The sequence below is a fragment of the Streptococcus oralis genome (assembly GCF_016028255.1).
In the GTDB taxonomy this organism is placed as follows: Bacteria; Bacillota; Bacilli; order Lactobacillales; family Streptococcaceae; genus Streptococcus; species Streptococcus oralis_AC.
Genome location: NZ_CP065707.1, coordinates 677,724 through 697,093, shown reverse-complemented (window position 1 = coordinate 697,093; position 19,370 = coordinate 677,724). Strand labels below are relative to the sequence as shown.

The 19,370-nt window shown below is 43.6% G+C and carries 10 protein-coding genes and 1 pseudogene; 3 read left to right on the top strand and 8 right to left on the bottom strand.

Annotation, left to right across the window (positions count from 1 at the left end):
* Window positions 1-101 precede the first annotated feature (101 nt).
* Window positions 102-656 (top strand): GNAT family N-acetyltransferase, encoded by a 555-nt coding sequence (locus tag I6G42_RS03560; RefSeq protein WP_038804172.1) that lies wholly within the window; start codon window positions 102-104, stop codon window positions 654-656.
* A gap of 56 nt (window positions 657-712) precedes the next feature.
* Here I6G42_RS03560 and recA read toward each other — a convergent pair whose 3' ends face one another.
* From recA to rpoB, 8 genes are all read right to left on the bottom strand, one after another.
* On the bottom strand, window positions 713-1,864 hold the full coding sequence (gene recA, locus I6G42_RS03555; RefSeq protein ID WP_038804174.1) for a recombinase RecA: 1,152 nt from the start codon (window positions 1,862-1,864) through the stop codon (window positions 713-715).
* A gap of 54 nt (window positions 1,865-1,918) precedes the next feature.
* Window positions 1,919-3,175 carry a competence/damage-inducible protein A gene (locus I6G42_RS03550; protein WP_038804175.1) on the bottom strand — a complete coding sequence of 419 codons (1,257 nt, stop codon included), beginning with the start codon at window positions 3,173-3,175 and terminating at the stop codon, window positions 1,919-1,921.
* 72 nt (window positions 3,176-3,247) lie between these two features.
* Window positions 3,248-4,282: a biofilm formation/cell division transcriptional regulator BrpA gene (gene brpA, locus I6G42_RS03545; RefSeq protein ID WP_038804176.1), complete on the bottom strand. Its 1,035-nt coding sequence runs from the start codon at window positions 4,280-4,282 to the stop codon at window positions 3,248-3,250.
* Between the two features lie 4 nt (window positions 4,283-4,286).
* A complete protein-coding gene (locus I6G42_RS03540) occupies window positions 4,287-4,808 on the bottom strand; it encodes a GNAT family N-acetyltransferase (RefSeq protein ID WP_038804177.1) in 522 nt (173 codons plus the stop codon).
* Window positions 4,798-5,241, bottom strand: coding sequence for a tRNA (adenosine(37)-N6)-threonylcarbamoyltransferase complex ATPase subunit type 1 TsaE (gene tsaE, locus I6G42_RS03535; RefSeq protein ID WP_000288225.1), 444 nt, complete (start codon window positions 5,239-5,241; stop codon window positions 4,798-4,800). Before tsaE ends, I6G42_RS03540 begins: the two co-directional genes overlap by 11 nt.
* Before the next feature lie 103 nt (window positions 5,242-5,344).
* Entirely contained in the window at window positions 5,345-5,968 is a 624-nt protein-coding gene (locus I6G42_RS03530) for a hypothetical protein (RefSeq protein ID WP_080641267.1), read from the bottom strand.
* 281 nt (window positions 5,969-6,249) lie between these two features.
* Window positions 6,250-9,915, bottom strand: a complete 3,666-nt coding sequence (rpoC, locus tag I6G42_RS03525; protein ID WP_038804178.1) for a DNA-directed RNA polymerase subunit beta' — start codon at window positions 9,913-9,915, stop codon at window positions 6,250-6,252.
* Window positions 9,916-9,947: 32 nt separating this feature from the next.
* The gene (rpoB, locus tag I6G42_RS03520) at window positions 9,948-13,550 is read right to left on the bottom strand and encodes a DNA-directed RNA polymerase subunit beta (protein WP_038804179.1); all 3,603 of its coding nucleotides are present in this window, start codon (window positions 13,548-13,550) and stop codon (window positions 9,948-9,950) included.
* 443 nt (window positions 13,551-13,993) lie between these two features.
* Here rpoB and I6G42_RS03515 point away from each other — a divergent pair, with 443 nt between their 5' ends.
* Both I6G42_RS03515 and I6G42_RS03510 read left to right on the top strand, forming a co-directional pair.
* Complete coding sequence (locus tag I6G42_RS03515; protein ID WP_038804180.1) at window positions 13,994-17,710, top strand: pullulanase; 3,717 nt, start codon at window positions 13,994-13,996, stop codon at window positions 17,708-17,710.
* Window positions 17,711-18,019: 309 nt separating this feature from the next.
* Window positions 18,020-19,297 (top strand): annotated as a pseudogene (locus I6G42_RS03510) (transposase).
* The last annotated feature ends 73 nt before the right edge of the window (window positions 19,298-19,370 follow it).

Below are 19,370 nucleotides of genomic sequence, written 5' to 3'. Positions count from 1 at the left end.
TATATCAGCTTTCTGGAAGAGCGACAAGGATTGCTTGGCTTTCTTAAAATCAATTGCTTACAGAGAGACAATTTGCTATAATCAAGAAAAGGAGGTCACTTATGAGTTTGACCAGTCAATTAATAACCGATGCATTTCCAGATCTTGATAAGGTTGAAAAGCTAAACAAGGAAGCTTTCCCCGAGGAAGAACGAGTCCCTCTGTCTGAGTTCTTGCGCTATCAGGACCGAGATGACGCCCACTTTTTTGCCTTTTATAACCAAGAAGAGTTTGTCGGCTTTGCCTTCTCCATCTCCAATCAAAAAGCCTTCTATATCAGCTTTTTTGCCATCATGCCCCACTTGAGGAGCCATGGATACGGAAAGGAAATCATCGAAAAGCTGACAGATTTTTACCAGCGAACCATGTTGCTGGAAGTCGAGCGCTTGGATGAAGAATGCGATAACTTGGAGCAGAGAAAGGCTCGCATGGATTTCTATCGCCAAAATGGCTTTAAAACAGCCAACGCTTTTCTAGAGTACGATGATCTGAGTTTTGAAATCCTCTACCGTGGCGACCATTTTGACGAAGAAGCCTATCGCGACATCTTCCAAAAGTTACAGGATGAACATTATTTTGACTTTCACATCGAATACCGTCGTTTTAGTGATCATTAGTTCTTTCATCTGAAATAAACATAAAAAGTAGCAGTTCCTATCTGCTACTTTTTATGTTATTCTTCAATTTCGATTTCAAGTCCATCGCCTAGGTCAAGTGTTACTTCTTGGTTAGGTGCTAGATCTTCTGCGACAGAAGTAGAAGTTGTCCCTTCTTCATCTTCAATCAAGCCATATTGAACACGAACTTGATGGTCAATCTCATCAAAGACTTCTGGGTGATCTGCCAAGTATTTCTTAGCATTTTCAGAACCCTGACCGATCTTTTCATCCTTGTAAGAGTACCAAGCTCCTGCTTTTTTGATGATATCCAAATCACTTGCAATCTTCAAGAGCTCACCGGTCTTAGAAATACCTTCTCCGTACATGATTTCAACAAAGGCTTCCTTAAATGGTGGAGCCACCTTGTTTTTCACGACCTTGATCTTGGTTTCCTTACCGACATTGGTATCTTTTTGGTCACCAGTTCCCTTGATTTGTGTGCTTCCACGAACATCCAAACGGACTGAAGCATAGAATTTCAGAGCACGTCCACCAGGTGTTGTTTCTGGATTTCCAAACATGACCCCAACTTTTTCACGCAATTGGTTGATAAAGATGGCAATTGTTTTAGTTTTATTGATAGAAGCTCCGAGTTTACGCATGGCCTGGCTCATCATACGAGCCTGCAAACCAACGTGACTGTCTCCAATATCCCCATCAATTTCTGCACGAGGTACAAGGGCCGCAACCGAGTCGATAACGACAAGGTCAACTGCACCTGAGTCAATCAATTTTCCAGCAATTTCAAGACCTTGCTCTCCTGAGTCTGGTTGTGACAAGAGTAATTCGTCAATGTTCACACCAAGGGCTGCTGCATAGGCTGGATCAAGGGCATGTTCCGCATCGATAAAGGCTGCGATACCACCTTCTTTCTGTGCTTGCGCAACAGCGTGAAGGGCAACCGTTGTCTTACCAGATGATTCTGGTCCGTAGATTTCGATGATACGTCCTTTAGGATAACCACCTGAACCAAGGGCAATGTCCAGAGCCAATGAGCCTGAACTCATGACTTGCACTTTTTGCTCCGCACGCTCGCCCAAACGCATGATTGAGCCTTTACCGAAGTCTTTTTCAATCAGTTTAAGAGCATCGTTCAAGGCTTTTTCACGATCCGCTCCAAATTTTTTCCCAATTTCATCTAATTTTTTTGTTGGTTTTTTCGCCATTCTGTTCTCCTATATTCTACCGGTCCTTAGACCTATCTACTATTATATCAAAAGTTAGTCACTTAATAAAGCCTTGCGAACTAGGTTAAAGGCATGCATAACCGCAATCTGACGAACATCTGCTCGACTTCTTCCTGCGATATTGGCCTTGATAACCTCTGTCCCTTTTGCATGTGCCAAGCCAATAAAGACCGTCCCAGCTGGATGACCCTCTAGGCTATCTGGCCCTGCCACACCTGTCAAACTGACTCCATAATCAGACTGAGTCTTGAGCCGTGCCTGCTCTGCCATTTTTCGAGCTGTAAACTCAGAAACGACCCCGTGCTCTTTTAGCTCTTGCTCGGCAATTTCCAGCATCTTGGACTTTTCTTCTAGACTGTAAGTGACAAAACCACCATTAAAGATAGCTGAAACACCTGAAAAGTCTGCTAATGTCGCTTGAAAGAGGCCTGCTGTCAAGCTTTCTGCCGCAGTAATGCTTTTCTGTCTCTTCTTTAGTTCTTCTACAACGACACTTGCTAGGCTGGTTTCTTCCCCATATCCATAACAGATGTTTCGTAGAGAAATTCCCTCGAAAGTCTGGCGATCTAAGATTTGATTTTCCAAGATGTCCAATGCTTGATTGGCCTTTTCTTGACTGACTGCTTTTGTAGACAAGCGCAAGGTCACCTCTCCCGTTTTGGCATACGGAGCCAAGGTCGGGTCGGTTTGATTATCAATCAAATCCGCTAAAATGGTCACCAACTGACTTTCACCAATCCCAAAGAAACGGAGCACTCGTGAGTACAACTTGGCACCAGTCATTAACTTAGGTAAGAGTTGATTTAAGACCATAGGTTTCAACTCACTAGGAGGTCCTGGGAGAACCACGTAGGTCACACCATCCACTTCCAACACCCCTCCTACTGCTAAACCTGTCTCATTTGGCAGTGGAGTCGCCCCTTCTACAATTTGGGCTTGGCGCTCATTATTCGGTGTCCGAGCATAGTCAGGTCTATGAGCAAAAAAGATATCTAATTTCTCTTGCGCTTGAGGGTCAAACACTAGATTTTTTCCCAAAAATTTAGCCAGAGTTTGTTTGGTCAAATCATCCTCGGTTGGTCCCAAGCCACCTGTCAAAATCACAAGATTGCTACGCGAGCTCGCAATCTCTAGCAAGGACATGAGACGCGCTTCATTATCTCCGACAGCTGTTTGGAAGTAGACATCTACTCCAATTTCTGCTAGCTTTTCTGATAAAAACTGGGCGTTGGTATTGACGATCTGCCCTGTTAAAATTTCCGTTCCTACAGCAATGATTTCTGCTTTCATCTTTCCTCCTACCTATCTATTCGAATTTTTTTGAAAAAATCGCAGGAAAGTCCCACGATTTGATTCTTTGTTTTATTCTATCTCTTCGTTTGAGGCATTTGTGGAAGGTGCTGTTCGACCATAAAGATTTTCATACAGAACAGCGTTGGTCTCCAACTCTGCTACATCCTCTCTCCCTAGGGAACGACGCAAGAGATTTTGCATTTCTAGCATATGCTCTCTCGTTACGATTTGGTAAGAGATTCCTTGCAACTCGGCATCTTCACCACGAAGTTGATGAGTTTCGATGTTTTTAAAGGAATCTTGGTAACCAAGTAGTTGTGGGATACTGGAGGCAGACAAATCAACATTTGTCTGCATATTATCACTAAGCGCTTTTAGGATCGCTTGATAATGACTGATACTATTGAGGCTCAAGACCTTTTCCATAATCTTTTGAATGACTTCACGTTGACGTTTTTGACGACCATAGTCACCTTCAGGGTCTTGGTAACGCATCCGCGAATACACCAAGGCTTCCTCACCATTCAAGGTTTGTTCTCCAACACCAATAGAAATCTTATTAAACTCTTCTTGGTCAGCAATCGAAATTGGAAAACCGAGTTTATTGTTGATGGTGATCCCCCCAACTGCATCCACCAATTGCTGGAGTCCTTGCATGTTGACCATCACATAGCGGTCAATGTGGATATTCATCATCTTTTGAATAGTAGAAATTGCAAGTTCCGCACCGCCATTGGCATAGGCAGCATTGAGTTTTGCTTCCTGAACTTGACCGTTTCCAGTCTCAATCTTGGTCAAAATGTCCCGTTCCAAACTCATCATAGTGGTTTTCTTGGTTTTGGGATTAACCGTCAAGAGAATCATAGAATCACTATTTCCCGCCCAGGGGTCTGTACGTTCCACATTTCCCGTATCCACCCCCATCAAGAGAATAGTTAAAGGCTCTGTCGCTTCGATAACGTTGGTTTCTTCACCAATTTTCTTATAAGTTTTTTTACTTAGGGTTTCAGTTCCCTGCTGGTAGATTGTGTAGCCATAAATTCCTACACCTACGACTGTCACTGCTAGGAAACCCAGCACCATTCCGATTATTTTTTTTACCATCTTATCACTTATCTATCAGTCTACCCATCAGGTAAACGTCTAAAAATATCCCTTCTTCTAAATAGGCTCCTCTTTCTTGTAAGCCTTCTGTAACAAATCCAAATTTTGAATAGAGGTGGATAGCTGCCTCGTTGCGCTTTTGTACACTGAGCTGCAACCGATGCAAAACTCCACTAGTTTTAGCCCACTCAATACCTTCTTCAAGGAGCATGCTTCCTAAGCCATGATTCCAAAACTTCCTTTGGATGACCAAAAAGATATCCCCGATGTGGCGAATCCGTATACGCTGCTCTGCCGTGATGTTCAAAACACCTGCAATTTCATCATTCAGGAAGGCTAGGAGAGTGATTTGGTTATCTGAAGTCGCTTGCTTTTCAATAAAAAGAGCCATTTCAGATTCTGTCATCAGGATACCATTTTCATCCAAACTGGTGAAATCTGTCTCCTGACCAACTAGATCCAAGAATGCAACCAAAGCAGCTGCATCATGAGCTTCAGCCTCACGAATACAAAGTTCATACTCCATCTTGAAGCTCCTTAATCAATTCCTCAGCACGAGGACCCTGAGCGGAAAAATAGAGGCGACGACCCTCAGCCTCTTTCAAGAGTTCCAATTCCAAGTAGGAATCTGGCAAATCCTCACCCAAAAGATGTCCCCACTCTATAACGGTCACACCATCACCAAAGAGAAACTCATCCAAGTCAATCGAATCAGCATCCCCCTCAATCCGATAGACATCCAAGTGGTAGAGCGGAAGGCGACCCTCATACTCTCTCACGATGGTGTAAGTTGGACTTTTGATCATCTGACGAATACCCAAGCCCTTGGCAAGACCCTTGGTAAAGGTTGTTTTACCAGCACCCAATTCCCCAGACAAGATCAAAACATCATTTTTTTGGAGCAAGGTCCCTAAGCGTTCTCCCAGATTGATCAGCTCTTCTTCATTTTTTGTGTACATATTACTATTATACCAAAAAGTTTTCTTTTATGTAAATTTTCTTTACAAACTTACTATAACAAATTTGGTAAAATAAGAGATTTTTATCGATCGAAAAGTGTTTTTAAAAGAATATACACACGGCGCTAACAAGTAAAATATCTCGGATCACATGACCGTAAAAGGAAAATTCTCTTCTCATAGATTTTGGAAATAAAAACCGAGCAAAAATGAATCCCAAACCGACATAAAAAACAATGGATAAAACTGTCATTGGATTTCTCAAGAACAGCAAGGTTGCCAGAACCGTCAGGACAACTGTTTTTTTCTTATTGAGAGTGCTTCCCAATTCTCGACTGTATTTTTCAAGCGGTAAAAAGACAAGTAAATCAATGCCAAACAAGAAAAAGAAGGAAGGCAAGAAAAGGTCTACCAACTCTTGCTGAAAAGCTGTCTGTGTTAAAATAGTCTCCGACAATACCAGACAGACACCTACTAGGTTTAAGACCAACAAGGTACTATAAAATAGTTTCACTTTTTTCTGACTGTTTATAATGCTATGAACATCCTGATCTCGAGTATAAAAGAAATTCATGCCCGCACACAGACCTGATGTCAATACGATAAACACTAGAAAATAGGCGCTTGACTGCTTTAAGGTTAAGATGGCTCCCTTCCACAGCAAGCAACTACTCAGACTAATCTGAAGCAAAGCCAGTAACAATAAGATGCGAATTGATTTTATCATTTTCAGTACCCCCTTCGTATACATGATTATACTCTGCAAGAAAGATAAAATCCCTCCCCTCTTCTCAAGTGTCCTATTTTAACGCTCAACTGACAAAAATGGAAAATTATTGGTGAGGATTATTTTTAAGCTCTGACAGACTCCTATCCGATATTTACTTTTTAAAAATGAACTATAAAAAATGGTTGAAGCGATTTGAGAGATATTGCGTCGTGCTCACCTAACCCCAATAGACAGAAGAGTAAAACAAAAGAGAACCCGAAGGCCCTCTTATTTGCTTTTTATTCTACTGTTTCTTCAACTTGGATTTCCACAGCTTCCTCTACTGGAGCATTTTCTGTCTCTTCTTGTTCTGGAGCCAGATATGCTTCTTCATTGATAGCTTGTGGTTCAAGGTTACGGTAGCGAGCCATACCAGTACCTGCTGGGATGATCTTACCGATGATAACATTTTCCTTGAGTCCAAGGAGATGGTCTTTCTTACCACGGATAGCTGCGTCTGTAAGGACACGAGTTGTTTCCTGGAAGGAAGCCGCTGACAAGAAACTGTTTGTTTCAAGTGAGGCTTTGGTGATTCCCATAAGGACTGGACGACCTGTCGCTGGAACTCCACCTGAGATAAGAACATCTTTGTTGGCATCTGTAAAGTCATTGATGTCCATGAGGGTACCCATGAGGAGGTCTGTGTCTCCTGGATCCATGACACGAACTTTACGGATCATTTGACGAACCATTACCTCGATGTGTTTGTCACCGATTTCTACCCCTTGGCTACGGTAAACTTTTTGTACTTCACCGAGAAGGTAGGTTTCAACTGACAAGACATCGCGAACAGCAAGGAGACGTTTCGGTTGGATAGAACCTTCTGTCAATGCTGCACCGCGAGAGACTTGGTCTCCAACTTCGACACGCATACGTGCTGTAAATGGCACCACGTATTCACCTTCGCCAGTTTCACCCTTAACGAAGACTTTCTTAGTACGAGTTGATGCGTCTTCTTCGATGGCTGTAACCTCACCCTTGACTTCAGTGATGACCGCTTCCCCTTTCGGATTGCGGGCTTCAAAGATTTCTTGGACACGAGGAAGACCTTGAGTGATATCGGTATTTGAGGCAACCCCACCCGTGTGGAAGGTACGCATTGTAAGCTGTGTACCAGGTTCCCCGATAGATTGGGCAGCGATTGTACCAACTGCTTCACCAACTTCAACCGCATCACCTGTCGCCAAGTTGATACCATAACAGTGACGGCAGACACCATGACGAGTGTTACATGTAAATACGGAACGGATGGTTACTTCTTCCACGCCAGCATTAACAATTTCACGCGCCTTGTCTTCTGTAATCAACTCATTTGGACCGATGATCACTGCACCAGTTTCTGGATGTTTAACAGTTTTCTTAGTGTAACGACCATTGAGGCGTTCTTCGAGAGACTCGATCATCTCTTTTCCTTCTGCGATAGAGCGGATCAAGAGACCACGGTCTGTTCCACAGTCGTCCTCACGGATGATCACATCTTGGGCAACGTCAACCAAACGACGAGTCAAGTAACCTGAGTCGGCTGTCTTAAGGGCTGTATCGGTCATACCTTTACGCGCACCGTGAGTTGAGAAGAACATTTCGAGTACTGACAAACCTTCACGGAAGTTTGAAAGGATTGGCAATTCCATGATACGTCCGTTCGGAGCAGCCATCAGACCACGCATACCGGCAAGCTGTGAGAAGTTTGAGATGTTACCACGAGCTCCAGAGTCCATCATCATAACGATTGGGTTCTTAGGATCTTGGTTGGCAACCAAACGTTTCTCTAATTTTTCACGGGCAGCACGCCATTCAGCTGTAACGGCATTGTAACGCTCGTCGTCTGTGATCATACCACGACGGAATTGTTTGGTGATTTGTTCTACACGTTTGTGTGATTCTTCAATGATTTCAGCCTTGTCATCAACGACTGGGATATCGGCAATACCCACTGTCAATCCCGCAAGAGTTGAGTGGTGGTAACCGAGGTTCTTCATGCGGTCAAGTAAGGCAGAAGTTTCTGTCGTACGGAAACGTTTGAAGATTTCAGCGATGATATTTCCAAGGTTTTTCTTCTTGAATGGAGGATTGAGTTCAAGATTGCGAATAGCTTCCTTGATGTCTCCACCTAGTGGCAAGAAGTATTTAGCTGGAACACCTTCTGTTAAGTTAGCATTTGTTGGTTCTTGCAAGTAAGGCAGACCCTCTGGCATGATGTCGTTGAAGAGGATTTTACCAACTGTTGTAAGCAAGACCTTGTGTTTTTGCTCTTCTGTCCATGGTTTGTTGAGGCTGTCTGTTGCAATACCAACACGTGAGTGGAGGTGAACATAACCATTACGGTAAGCCATAACAGCTTCGTCACGGTCTTTGAAGACCATTCCTTCACCTTCACGACCAGCTTCTTCCATAGTCAAGTAGTAGTTACCCAAAACCATGTCCTGAGATGGAGTAACAACTGGTTTACCATCTTTCGGGTTCAAGATATGCTCAGCAGCAAGCATGAGGATACGCGCTTCTGCTTGAGCTTCTTCTGAAAGCGGTACGTGGATGGCCATTTGGTCACCGTCAAAGTCGGCATTGTAGGCTTCACAGACAAGCGGGTGCAAGCGAAGGGCCTTACCATCGATTAAGACTGGCTCGAAAGCTTGGATACCCAAACGGTGAAGGGTCGGTGCGCGGTTCAAAAGTACTGGGTGTTCTTTGATGACTTCCTCAAGGATATCCCAGATACGCTCATCTCCACGTTCTACCAAGCGTTTAGCTGCTTTAACGTTTTGCACGATGTCACGAGCGACAATTTCACGCATAACGAATGGTTTAAAGAGCTCGATGGCCATTTCACGTGGCACACCACATTGGTACATCTTAAGGGTTGGACCAACGGCGATAACAGAACGTCCTGAGAAGTCGACACGTTTACCGAGCAAGTTTTGACGGAAGCGCCCTTGTTTCCCTTTGAGCATGTGGCTCAATGATTTGAGTGGACGGCTACCTGGTCCTGTGATTGGGCGACCACGACGACCGTTGTCAATCAACGCGTCAACCGCTTCTTGAAGCATACGCTTCTCATTTTGAACGATGATACCTGGGGCATTCAACTCAAGCAAACGAGCCAAACGGTTGTTACGGTTGATAACACGACGGTAAAGGTCATTCAAGTCAGATGAGGCAAAGCGGCCACCATCCAACTGCAACATTGGACGAAGATCTGGTGGAATAACTGGAAGGATATTGAGAATCATCCATTCAGGTTTGTTCCCAGACTTGTAAAAGGCATCTAAAACATCCAAACGGCGGATGGCTTTGACACGTTTTTGTCCAGTAGCTGTTTTCAACTCTTCTTTGAGTTCAGCAATTTCTTTTTCAAGATCTACTTGTTTCAAAAGGTCTTGGATGGCTTCGGCACCCATCTTGGCAACGAATGATCCATAACCGTACTCACGCAAGCGCTCACGGTATTCGCGCTCTGTCATGATAGACTTATGCTCAAGTGGTGTATCCTTAGGATCAATGACCACATAAGCCGCAAAGTAGATAACTTCCTCGAGGGCACGAGGGCTCATATCAAGGGTCAAGCCCATACGGCTTGGAATCCCCTTGAAATACCAGATGTGAGATACAGGAGCTTTCAACTCGATGTGCCCCATACGCTCACGACGAACTTTCGTACGCGTTACTTCAACCCCACAGCGGTCACAAACAATCCCTCTGTAACGAATGCGTTTGTACTTACCACAAGCACATTCCCAGTCTTTTGTAGGACCAAAGATGACTTCGTCAAAGAGTCCTTCACGTTCTGGTTTCAAGGTACGGTAATTGATTGTTTCAGGTTTTTTGACTTCTCCATAAGACCATGAACGGACTTTGCTTGGAGAAGCTAGGGTGATTTGCATACTTTTAAAACGATTTACATCAACCACTATTTCTTCCCTTTCTATTCTAAGTGAACTGCTTATTCTTGGTCAGCAGCTTCTTCTGTTGTTCCCGCTTTTGCAGTTTCTTCAGCTTCAAATGCTGCTTTTGCATCTTGGGCTGCTTTTTCGCGGGCTTTTTCAAGGTCATCTACGTGGATGACATCTTCGTCCATTCCTTCATCCAAGTCACGAAGTTCCACTTCTTGATCATCTTCGTCAAGGACACGCATGTCAAGACCAAGAGACTGCAATTCTTTTACAAGAACTCGGAAGGATTCTGGGACACCTGGTTTTGGAATTGGTTTTCCTTTTGTAATGGCTTCATAAGCTTTCAAACGTCCGTTGATATCGTCAGACTTGTAGGTCAAGATTTCTTGAAGGACATTTGACGCACCGTAGGCTTCAAGAGCCCAAACCTCCATCTCACCGAAACGTTGTCCACCAAACTGAGCTTTACCTCCGAGTGGTTGTTGGGTAACGGTTGAGTATGGTCCGACTGAACGCGCGTGCAATTTATCGTCAACCATGTGGTGGAGTTTGATCATGTACATGACACCAACTGATACACGGTTGTCAAACGGCTCACCTGTACGTCCATCGTAAAGGATTGTCTTGGCATCGCTATCCATCCCTGCTTCTTTAACGGTTGACCAAAGGTCTTCAGAACTTGCTCCGTCAAAGACTGGCGTCGCGATGTGGATACCAAGAGTACGAGCTGCCATACCAAGGTGAAGCTCCATAACCTGACCGATATTCATACGTGATGGCACCCCAAGTGGGTTCAACATGATATCGACTGGAGTTCCATCTGGAAGGTAAGGCATGTCTTCTACAGGAACGATACGAGAGACAACCCCTTTGTTTCCGTGACGTCCGGCCATCTTATCTCCGACCTTGATCTTACGTTTTTGAGCGATGTAGACACGAACTAGCATGTTAACACCTGATTGCAACTCATCTCCATTTGCACGTGTAAAGATCTTAACATCACGAACGACACCATCGGCACCGTGAGGTACACGAAGAGAAGTGTCACGAACTTCACGAGACTTGTCTCCGAAGATAGCGTGCAAGAGACGTTCTTCAGCTGAAAGGTCTTTTTCACCCTTAGGTGTTACTTTACCTACAAGAATATCGCCTTCTTTAACCTCAGCACCGATACGGATAATACCCATCTCGTCAAGGTCTTTAAGGGCATCTTCACCAACGTTTGGAATTTCACGAGTAATTTCTTCAGGCCCAAGCTTTGTATCGCGGGTTTCTGATTCATATTCTTCGAGGTGGACAGATGTGTAGACATCGTCTTTGACCAAGCGTTCGCTCATGATAACGGCATCCTCGAAGTTGTAACCTTCCCATGTCATGTAGGCAACGATTGGGTTTTGTCCAAGCGCCATTTCCCCTTTTTCCATAGAAGGTCCGTCAGCGATAAAGTCGCCTTTTTCAACGACATCGCCAACTTTAACGAGAGTGCGTTGGTTGTAGGCAGTACCTGAGTTTGAACGACGGAATTTTTGGATGTGGTAAACATCTAGTGAACCATCTTCACGGCGTACTTCTACCTTGTCAGCATCTGCGTATGTAACTTTACCATCATACTGAGCAATAACAGCAGCACCAGAGTCATGAGCTGCTTGGTATTCCATACCAGTACCAACATAAGGTGCTTTTGGATCAATCAATGGCACAGCCTGACGTTGCATGTTGGCACCCATGAGGGCACGGTTGGAGTCATCGTTTTCCAAGAAAGGAATACATGCTGTCGCAACAGCAACTACCTGCTTTGGTGATACGTCCATGTAGTCAACCACTTCTGCTGGATACTCTTGGTTGACCCCTTGGTGACGTCCCATGACAACTTTCTCAGCAAAAGTACCGTCTTCGTTGAGGCGAGAGTTAGCCTGCGCTACAGTAAATTCATCTTCTTCATCGGCTGTCAACCAAACGATTTCATTGGTCACAACACCTGTTTCACGGTCAACCTTACGGTATGGTGTTTGAACAAAACCATATTTGTTCAAGTGTCCGTATGAGGACAAGTTATTGATCAAACCGATGTTCGGTCCTTCAGGTGTCTCGATTGGACACATACGACCGTAGTGAGTGTAATGCACGTCACGTACTTCATATCCAGCACGGTCACGTGTCAAACCACCAGGTCCCAAGGCTGACAAGCGACGTTTGTGAGACAACTCAGAAAGCGGGTTGTGTTGGTCCATGAACTGTGACAACTGTGATGAACCAAAGAATTCTTTGACTGCAGCTGTTACAGGACGGATGTTAATGATTTGTTGCGGTGTCAAAACTTCATTGTCTTGAACAGACATACGCTCACGGACATTACGTTCCATACGAGAAAGTCCAAGGCGAACTTGATTTGCAAGCAATTCACCAACTGCACGGATACGACGGTTTCCGAGGTGGTCGATATCATCCACACGTCCGATACCTTCAGCCAAGTTGAGGAAGTAGCTCATCTCAGCAAGGATATCCGCAGGAGTTACAACACGAACCTTGTCATCAGGATTAGCATTACCAATGATAGTTACAACACGGTCTGGATCCGTTGGCGCAACAACCTTGAATTTTTGAAGGACAACTGGTTCTGTCAGAACAGCTGCATCATTTGGAATATAAACGATCTTGTTCAAGTCGCCATCCAAGTGGTGCTCGATGCTTTCAATCACGCTACGAGTCATAACGGTTCCAGCTTCTACCAAGATTTCACCCGTTTCAGGATCTACCAATGGCTCAGCGATGGTTTGGTTGAGCAAGCGTGTTTTTACATTGAGTTTTTTATTGATTTTGTAGCGACCAACGGCTGCCAAATCGTAGCGACGTGGGTCGAAGAATCGTGCCACAAGCAAGCTACGTGAGCTTTCGGCAGTCTTAGGCTCACCTGGACGAAGGCGTTCGTAGATTTCCTTCAATGCTTCGTCTGTGCGAGAGTCCATTGGGTTCTTGTGGATATCTTTTTCAACAGTATTGCGAACCAATTCGCTGTCACCAAAGATATCAAAGATTTCATCATCACCAGAGAAACCAAGCGCACGAACCAAGGTCGTAAATGGAATCTTACGAGTACGGTCGATACGAGTATAAGCGATGTCTTTTGAGTCGCTTTCAAGTTCCAACCAAGCTCCACGGTTAGGGATAACAGTAGAACCGTAGCCCACTTTACCGTTCTTGTCTACTTTGTCATTAAAGTAAACACCTGGTGAGCGGACCAACTGAGAAACGATAATACGTTCACCACCATTGATGATGAAAGTACCCATTTCGGTCATGATTGGGAAATCACCAAAGAAGACTTCTTGGGTCTTGATTTCGCCTGTTTCTTTATTAATCAAGCGGAAGGTTACAAAAATTGGTGCTGAGTAGCTAGCATCGTGGATACGTGCTTCTTCGAGCGTGTATTTGGGTTCCTTGATTTCATAGCCAACAAATTCCAACTCCATTGTGTCTGTGAAGTTTGAAATTGGCAATACATCTTCAAACACTTCCTTAAGACCATGGTCTAGGAAAGCTTTGAATGAATCTGTTTGAATTTCAATCAAATTTGGTAAGTCAAGAACTTCTTTGATTCTTGAAAAACTACGACGGGTACGATGTTTCCCGTATTGAACGTCATGTCCTGCCAAGATGATTCTCCTTTGTAAATAAGTTCCAAGCCTGCTTCATCAGGCTATTGATTATCATTAAATGGTTGTCAAACCCCTATCACCTTGTCCTTTTGATAAATTTTCAGAATCTTTAAATTTTTGTTACAAGCACTCGAGAACCTGAAAAAAAGCACAAAAAGAGCAGCTAAATCCGACTTTTTCAGAAGATTTAACTGCTGTGAGTCCTGTCTGGACAATATTTCAGACAAAACCTACGACAAATGATTATTCATATTATACCTTATTTAGCTAGATTTTTCAAGATTTTTTTACTATTTTTTAAACAATCTTTTCCTATATATTATTTTAAAATTTCAAGAGAATGAAGCATTATATTTTCTCTCAAAAAACTAGGAAAACGCTTGCACTAATATTTACCTCGTGCTATACTGATAAGGAACAACTACACAAGGAGAATTGTGATGAAAAAGATCCCATCTCAAACTGAGAAAAAAATGATTTACGGTATCCGTTCCTTGAAGAACGGAACTGGTTCTGTCCTTATTGGTGCTAGCATTGTCTTGCTTTCTGCTACAATGCCAACTATTTCGGCCAACGAAAACCTTCCTCAAACTCAGAAAAATACCAGCGCTGTGACCAAGGCCCCTACTGAGACTGAAATTAGTCAAACTCAAACGGGAACGCCTATTTCTAAACAAAAGAATGCAAACGCTTCCCTGGACGCTAAAAAAGAAGCTCCAGCTGTGGAAACTACTACAGCACCAGAAACACCTAAAACAGAAGATACTACTACAAGCCAAGCTAACAGCAAGGAAGAGAAAGTAAATGCCAGCACTTCGACGCCAACTTCAGATCAAAAACCACAAGCTGATGCATCCTCTGAAGAACCCATCGCAGACAACCACTTCCGCATCCATGTAAAAAAACTCCCTGAAGAAAACAAAGATTCTCAAGGTCTTTGGACTTGGGACGATGTTGAAAAACCGTCTGAAAACTGGCCCAATGGAGCCAAGTCCTTCAAGGATGCCAAGCAAGATGACTACGGCTATTATCTAGATGTCAAACTCAAAAATGTGCAAGCCAAGAAAGTCAGCTTCCTTATCAACAATACCAAGGGGGATAACCTGACAGGGGATCGTTCTGTAGAGCGCCTCTCTCCAAAAATGAACGAGGCCTGGCTAGATGAAAACTACAAGGTATACAACTACCGCCCTCAACCAGCAGGAACTATTCGTGTCAACTACTATCGCACCGATGGCAACTATGACAAAAAATCTCTCTGGTATTGGGGCGATGTCAAAAACCCAAGCAGTGGAGAATGGCCTGACGGTACTGACTTTACCGCAACTGGAAAACATGGCCGTTACATTGATATCCCACTCAATGAAGCTGCGAGAGAATTTGGATTTTTATTACTAGACGAAAGCAAGAAAGGCGATGATGTGAAAATCAGAAAAGAAGATTATAAATTCACTGATCTAAAAAATCACAGTCAGATTTTCCTCAAAGATGATGACGAAACCATCTATACCAACCCCTACTACGTTCACGATATCCGCATGACTGGTGCCCAACACGTGGCTAAATCTCGTATCGAAAGCAGTTTTTCTACCCTCGTTGGAGCTAAGAAAGACGATATCCTCAAACACTCCAGCATCACTGATTACCAAGGGAATAAAGTAGCTATCACAGACGCAGAAGTGGATGAGGCAGGTAAAAAAGTGACCTACATCGGCGACTTCTCTGACACCCAACACCCGTACACTGTCAGCTACAATTCAGACCGCTTTACGACACGTTCAAGCTGGCGCCTCAAGGATGAGACCTACAGTTACGATGGTCCACTCGGCGCAACTCTGAAAGAAGATGGCAAGCGTGTTGACCTCACCCTCTGGTCTCCAAGTGCTGATAAGGTTTCCGTTGTTGTCTATGACAAGAAAGACCCTGAAAAGGTAGTCGGAACTGTCGCCCTTGAAAAAGGAGAAAAAGGAACCTGGAAACAAACTCTGGATGTAAACTCTGGTCTCGGTATCAGCAACTACACTGGCTATTACTACCACTACCAAATCGAGCGACAAGGTAAAACTGTCCTCGTTCTTGACCCTTATGCCAAATCATTAGCGGCTTGGAACAGTGACCTAGCAAAAACAGATGCCGCTCATAAGGTCGCTAAAGCTGCCTTTGTCGATCCAGCGAAGTTAGGTCCGCAAGACTTGACCTATGGGAAGATTCGCAACTTCAAATCGCGTGAAGATGCCATCATCTATGAGGCTCATGTACGTGACTTCACTTCGGATCCTGCCATCGCAAAAGACTTGACCAAACCATTTGGTACCTTTGAAGCCTTTATCGAAAAACTAGACTATCTCAAAGACTTGGGTGTGACTCATATCCAGCTCCTTCCAGTCTTGTCTTACTACTTTGTCAATGAATTGAAGAACCAAGAACGTTTGTCTGCCTACGCTTCAAGCAACAGCAACTACAACTGGGGATATGACCCTCAAAACTACTTCTCCTTGACTGGTATGTACTCAAGCGATCCTAAGGATCCAGAAAAACGAATTGCCGAATTCAAAAATCTCATCAACGAAATCCACAAACGTGGCATGGGGGCTATCTTGGACGTGGTCTACAACCATACTGCCAATGTTGATATTTTTGAGGATATTGAGCCAAACTACTATCACTTTATGGACGCAGACGGAACTCCACGTACTAACTTTGGAGGCGGTCGTTTGGGAACAACCCACTACATGTCTAAACGTGTCTTGGTAGACTCTATCAAGTATCTGGTTGAAACCTACAAAGTGGATGGTTTCCGCTTCGATATGATGGGTGATCACGATGCGGCTTCAATCGAAGAAGCATACAAGGCTGCACGCGCCCTCAATCCAAATCTTATCATGCTAGGTGAAGGCTGGAGAACCTATACTGGTGATGAAAATACGCCTGTACAACCTGCTGACCAAGATTGGATGAAGAAAACAGATACTGTCGCTGTCTTTTCAGACGACATCCGCAACAACCTCAAGTCTGGCTATCCAAACGAAGGTCAACCGGCCTTTATCACAGGTGGCAAACGCGATATCAATACCATCTTTAAAAATCTCATTGCCCAACCAACCAACTTTGAAGCAGACAACCCTGGAGATGTTATCCAGTATATCGCAGCCCATGATAACTTGACCCTCTTTGACATCATTGCCCAGTCTATCAAAAAAGACCCTAGCAAGGCTGAGAACTATGCTGAAATCCATCGTCGTTTGCGACTTGGAAACCTCATGGTCTTGACTGCTCAAGGAACTCCCTTTATCCACTCTGGTCAGGAATATGGACGTACCAAACAATTCCTAGATCCAGCCTATAAGACTCCTGTTCCTGAAGATAAGGTTCCAAACAAGTCTCACTTGTTGCGTGACAAAGACGGCAAGCCATTTGTCTATCCTTACTTTATCCATGACTCTTACGACTCTAGTGATGCTGTCAACAAGTTTGATTGGACCAAGGCTACAGATGGCAAAGCATATCCTGAAAATGTCAAGAGCCGTGACTACATGAAAGGATTGATCGCTCTTCGTCAATCTACAGACGCCTTCCGCCTCAAGAGTCTACAAGATATCAAAGAACGCGTCCAACTCATTACTGTCCCAGGCCAAAATGGTGTTGAAAAAGAAGACGTGGTCATCGGCTACCAAATCACCGCTCCAAATGGAGATGTCTACGCAGTCTTTGTCAATGCGGATAGTAAGGCTCGAGAATTCAACTTGGGAACTGCATTTGCTCACTTAAGAAAGGCCGAAGTTTTGGCTGATGAAAACCAAGCAGGATCCGTAGGAATTGCCAACCCTCAAGGTCTCGAATGGACTGAAAAAGGCTTGAAATTGAACGCTCTCACTGCTGTCGTTCTCCGCTTATCTCAAGGTGGTGCCATTGTCGCTCCAGCTGTGGAAGAAAAACCAGAATTTGATCTTTCTAGCTTGGAAGTTGAACCAGAACATGGCCAAATCCAAAACCTAGCAGCCAATCCTGAAACTCAAGAAACTGCTACAGAGGCTCACTCTCGGAACCTCCTTCCAAACACAGGAACTGAGAGCAAATCCCTCCTTGCTCTTGCTGGATTCAGCATCCTTGCTCTTCTCGGACTTGGATGGTTGATGAAAAACAAGAAAAAGAACTAATACTCAATGAAAATCAAAGAGTAAACTAGAAAGCTAGCCGCAGGCTGCTCAAAGCACAGCTTTGAGGTTGTAGATAAGGCGAAGCTGACGTGGTTTAAAGAGATTTTCGAAGAGTATAACCTAGCCCTCCTATAGAGAAAACACCCCATGGTTAGAAGAATCTTCTAGTCATGGGGTGTTGTTTGCAGGCTCTATAATATTTGTAGTGGGTAAATCCCCTATGGATATTATGGAGCCTATTTTGTTGTAGAAAAAAGTCCCAAAAGATCTATAATGAAAAGCGACCAAACCATCATTAGAAAGAATCATATGGAACCATTACATTTTATCACAAAACTACTCGATATTAAAGACCCTAACATCAAGAGTGTAGATATTATCAATATGGATCCCCCAAAAGGAAATCACTGAAGAAATATGATTTTCAAAAACCGTCTAAGATTCCTTCCCCTGAAACGACTGGCATGCCTACTAGAATTCTTCTGAAAAAGCGTCGTTTCAAGTGCTATCATTGTTCGAAAATGTTGGTCGCTGAGACTTCTCTCGTCAAGAAAAAGCACCAAATCCCTCGTATTATCAACCAAAAAATTGCTCAAAAGTTGATTGAAAAGACCTCTATGACTGATATTACTTATCAGCTGGCCATTTCAACTTCAACTGTCATTCGCAAGCTCAATGACTTTCACTTTAAACATGACTTTAGCCGACTTCCAGAGATTATGTCTTGGGATGTTGAAACAGTCAGGGGAGTGACTGTTTCAATCGGGAGATGAAGATGAGTTTCATTGCACAAGATTTTGACAAGCTCAATATCATCACTGTCCTTGAAGGCAGGACACAAACTATCATCCGAAATCACTTTCTGCGCTGCGATCGAGCTGTTCGTTGTCAGGTGAAAATCATTACGATGGATATGTTTAGCCCTTACTATGACTTGGCTAAACAGCTTCGCTTTCGAATTTCTAGGCTCAGGCTGAAACAGTCTACCAGACTGTTTCACTCCCAAATGCAAAAATTGTATTGGATCGCTTTCACATTGTGCAACACTTAAGCCGTGCTATGAGCCGTGTGCGGGTCCAAATCATGAACCAATTCGATAGAAAATCCCATGAATACAAGGCTATCAAGCGCTACTGGAAGCTCATTCAACAAGAAAGCCGTAAACTCAGCGATAAGAGATTTTATCGCCCTGCTTTTCGTATGCACTTAACGAATAGAGAAATTCTAGACAAGCTTTTGAGCTATTCAGAAGACTTAAAACACCACTATCATCTCTACCAACTCTTGCTTTTTCACTTTCAGAATAAGGAACCCGAGAAATTTTTCGGACTCATTGAGGACAATCTAAAGCTGGTTCATCCTCTTTTTCAGACTGTCTTTAAAACCTTCCTCAAAGATAAAGAGAACATTGTCAACGCCCTTCAACTACCCTATTCTAACGCAAAATTAGAGGCGACTAATAATCTCATTAAACTCATCAAACGAAATGCCTTTGGTTTTCGAAACTTTGAAAACTTCAAAAAAAAGATTTTCATCACTCTGAACATAAAAAAAGAAAGGACAAAATTTGTCCTTTCTCGATCTTAGCTTTTCTTCAATCCACTACAGTTGACAAAGAGCCAAAAAAAGATACTCACTTAAGTATCTTAGTCAATAAATC

What these genes read in the sequence shown, in the direction of transcription:
- I6G42_RS03540 (WP_038804177.1), bottom strand. Translation starts at nt 4,808, where the DNA reads ATGGAGTATGAACTTTGTATTCGTGAGGCTGAAGCTCATGATGCAGCT.
- recA (WP_038804174.1), bottom strand. Translation starts at nt 1,864, where the DNA reads ATGGCGAAAAAACCAACAAAAAAATTAGATGAAATTGGGAAAAAATTT.
- I6G42_RS03515 (WP_038804180.1), top strand. Translation starts at nt 13,994, where the DNA reads ATGAAAAAGATCCCATCTCAAACTGAGAAAAAAATGATTTACGGTATC.
- I6G42_RS03530 (WP_080641267.1), bottom strand. Translation starts at nt 5,968, where the DNA reads ATGATAAAATCAATTCGCATCTTATTGTTACTGGCTTTGCTTCAGATT.
- I6G42_RS03560 (WP_038804172.1), top strand. Translation starts at nt 102, where the DNA reads ATGAGTTTGACCAGTCAATTAATAACCGATGCATTTCCAGATCTTGAT.
- brpA (WP_038804176.1), bottom strand. Translation starts at nt 4,282, where the DNA reads ATGGTAAAAAAAATAATCGGAATGGTGCTGGGTTTCCTAGCAGTGACA.
- tsaE (WP_000288225.1), bottom strand. Translation starts at nt 5,241, where the DNA reads ATGTACACAAAAAATGAAGAAGAGCTGATCAATCTGGGAGAACGCTTA.
- I6G42_RS03550 (WP_038804175.1), bottom strand. Translation starts at nt 3,175, where the DNA reads ATGAAAGCAGAAATCATTGCTGTAGGAACGGAAATTTTAACAGGGCAG.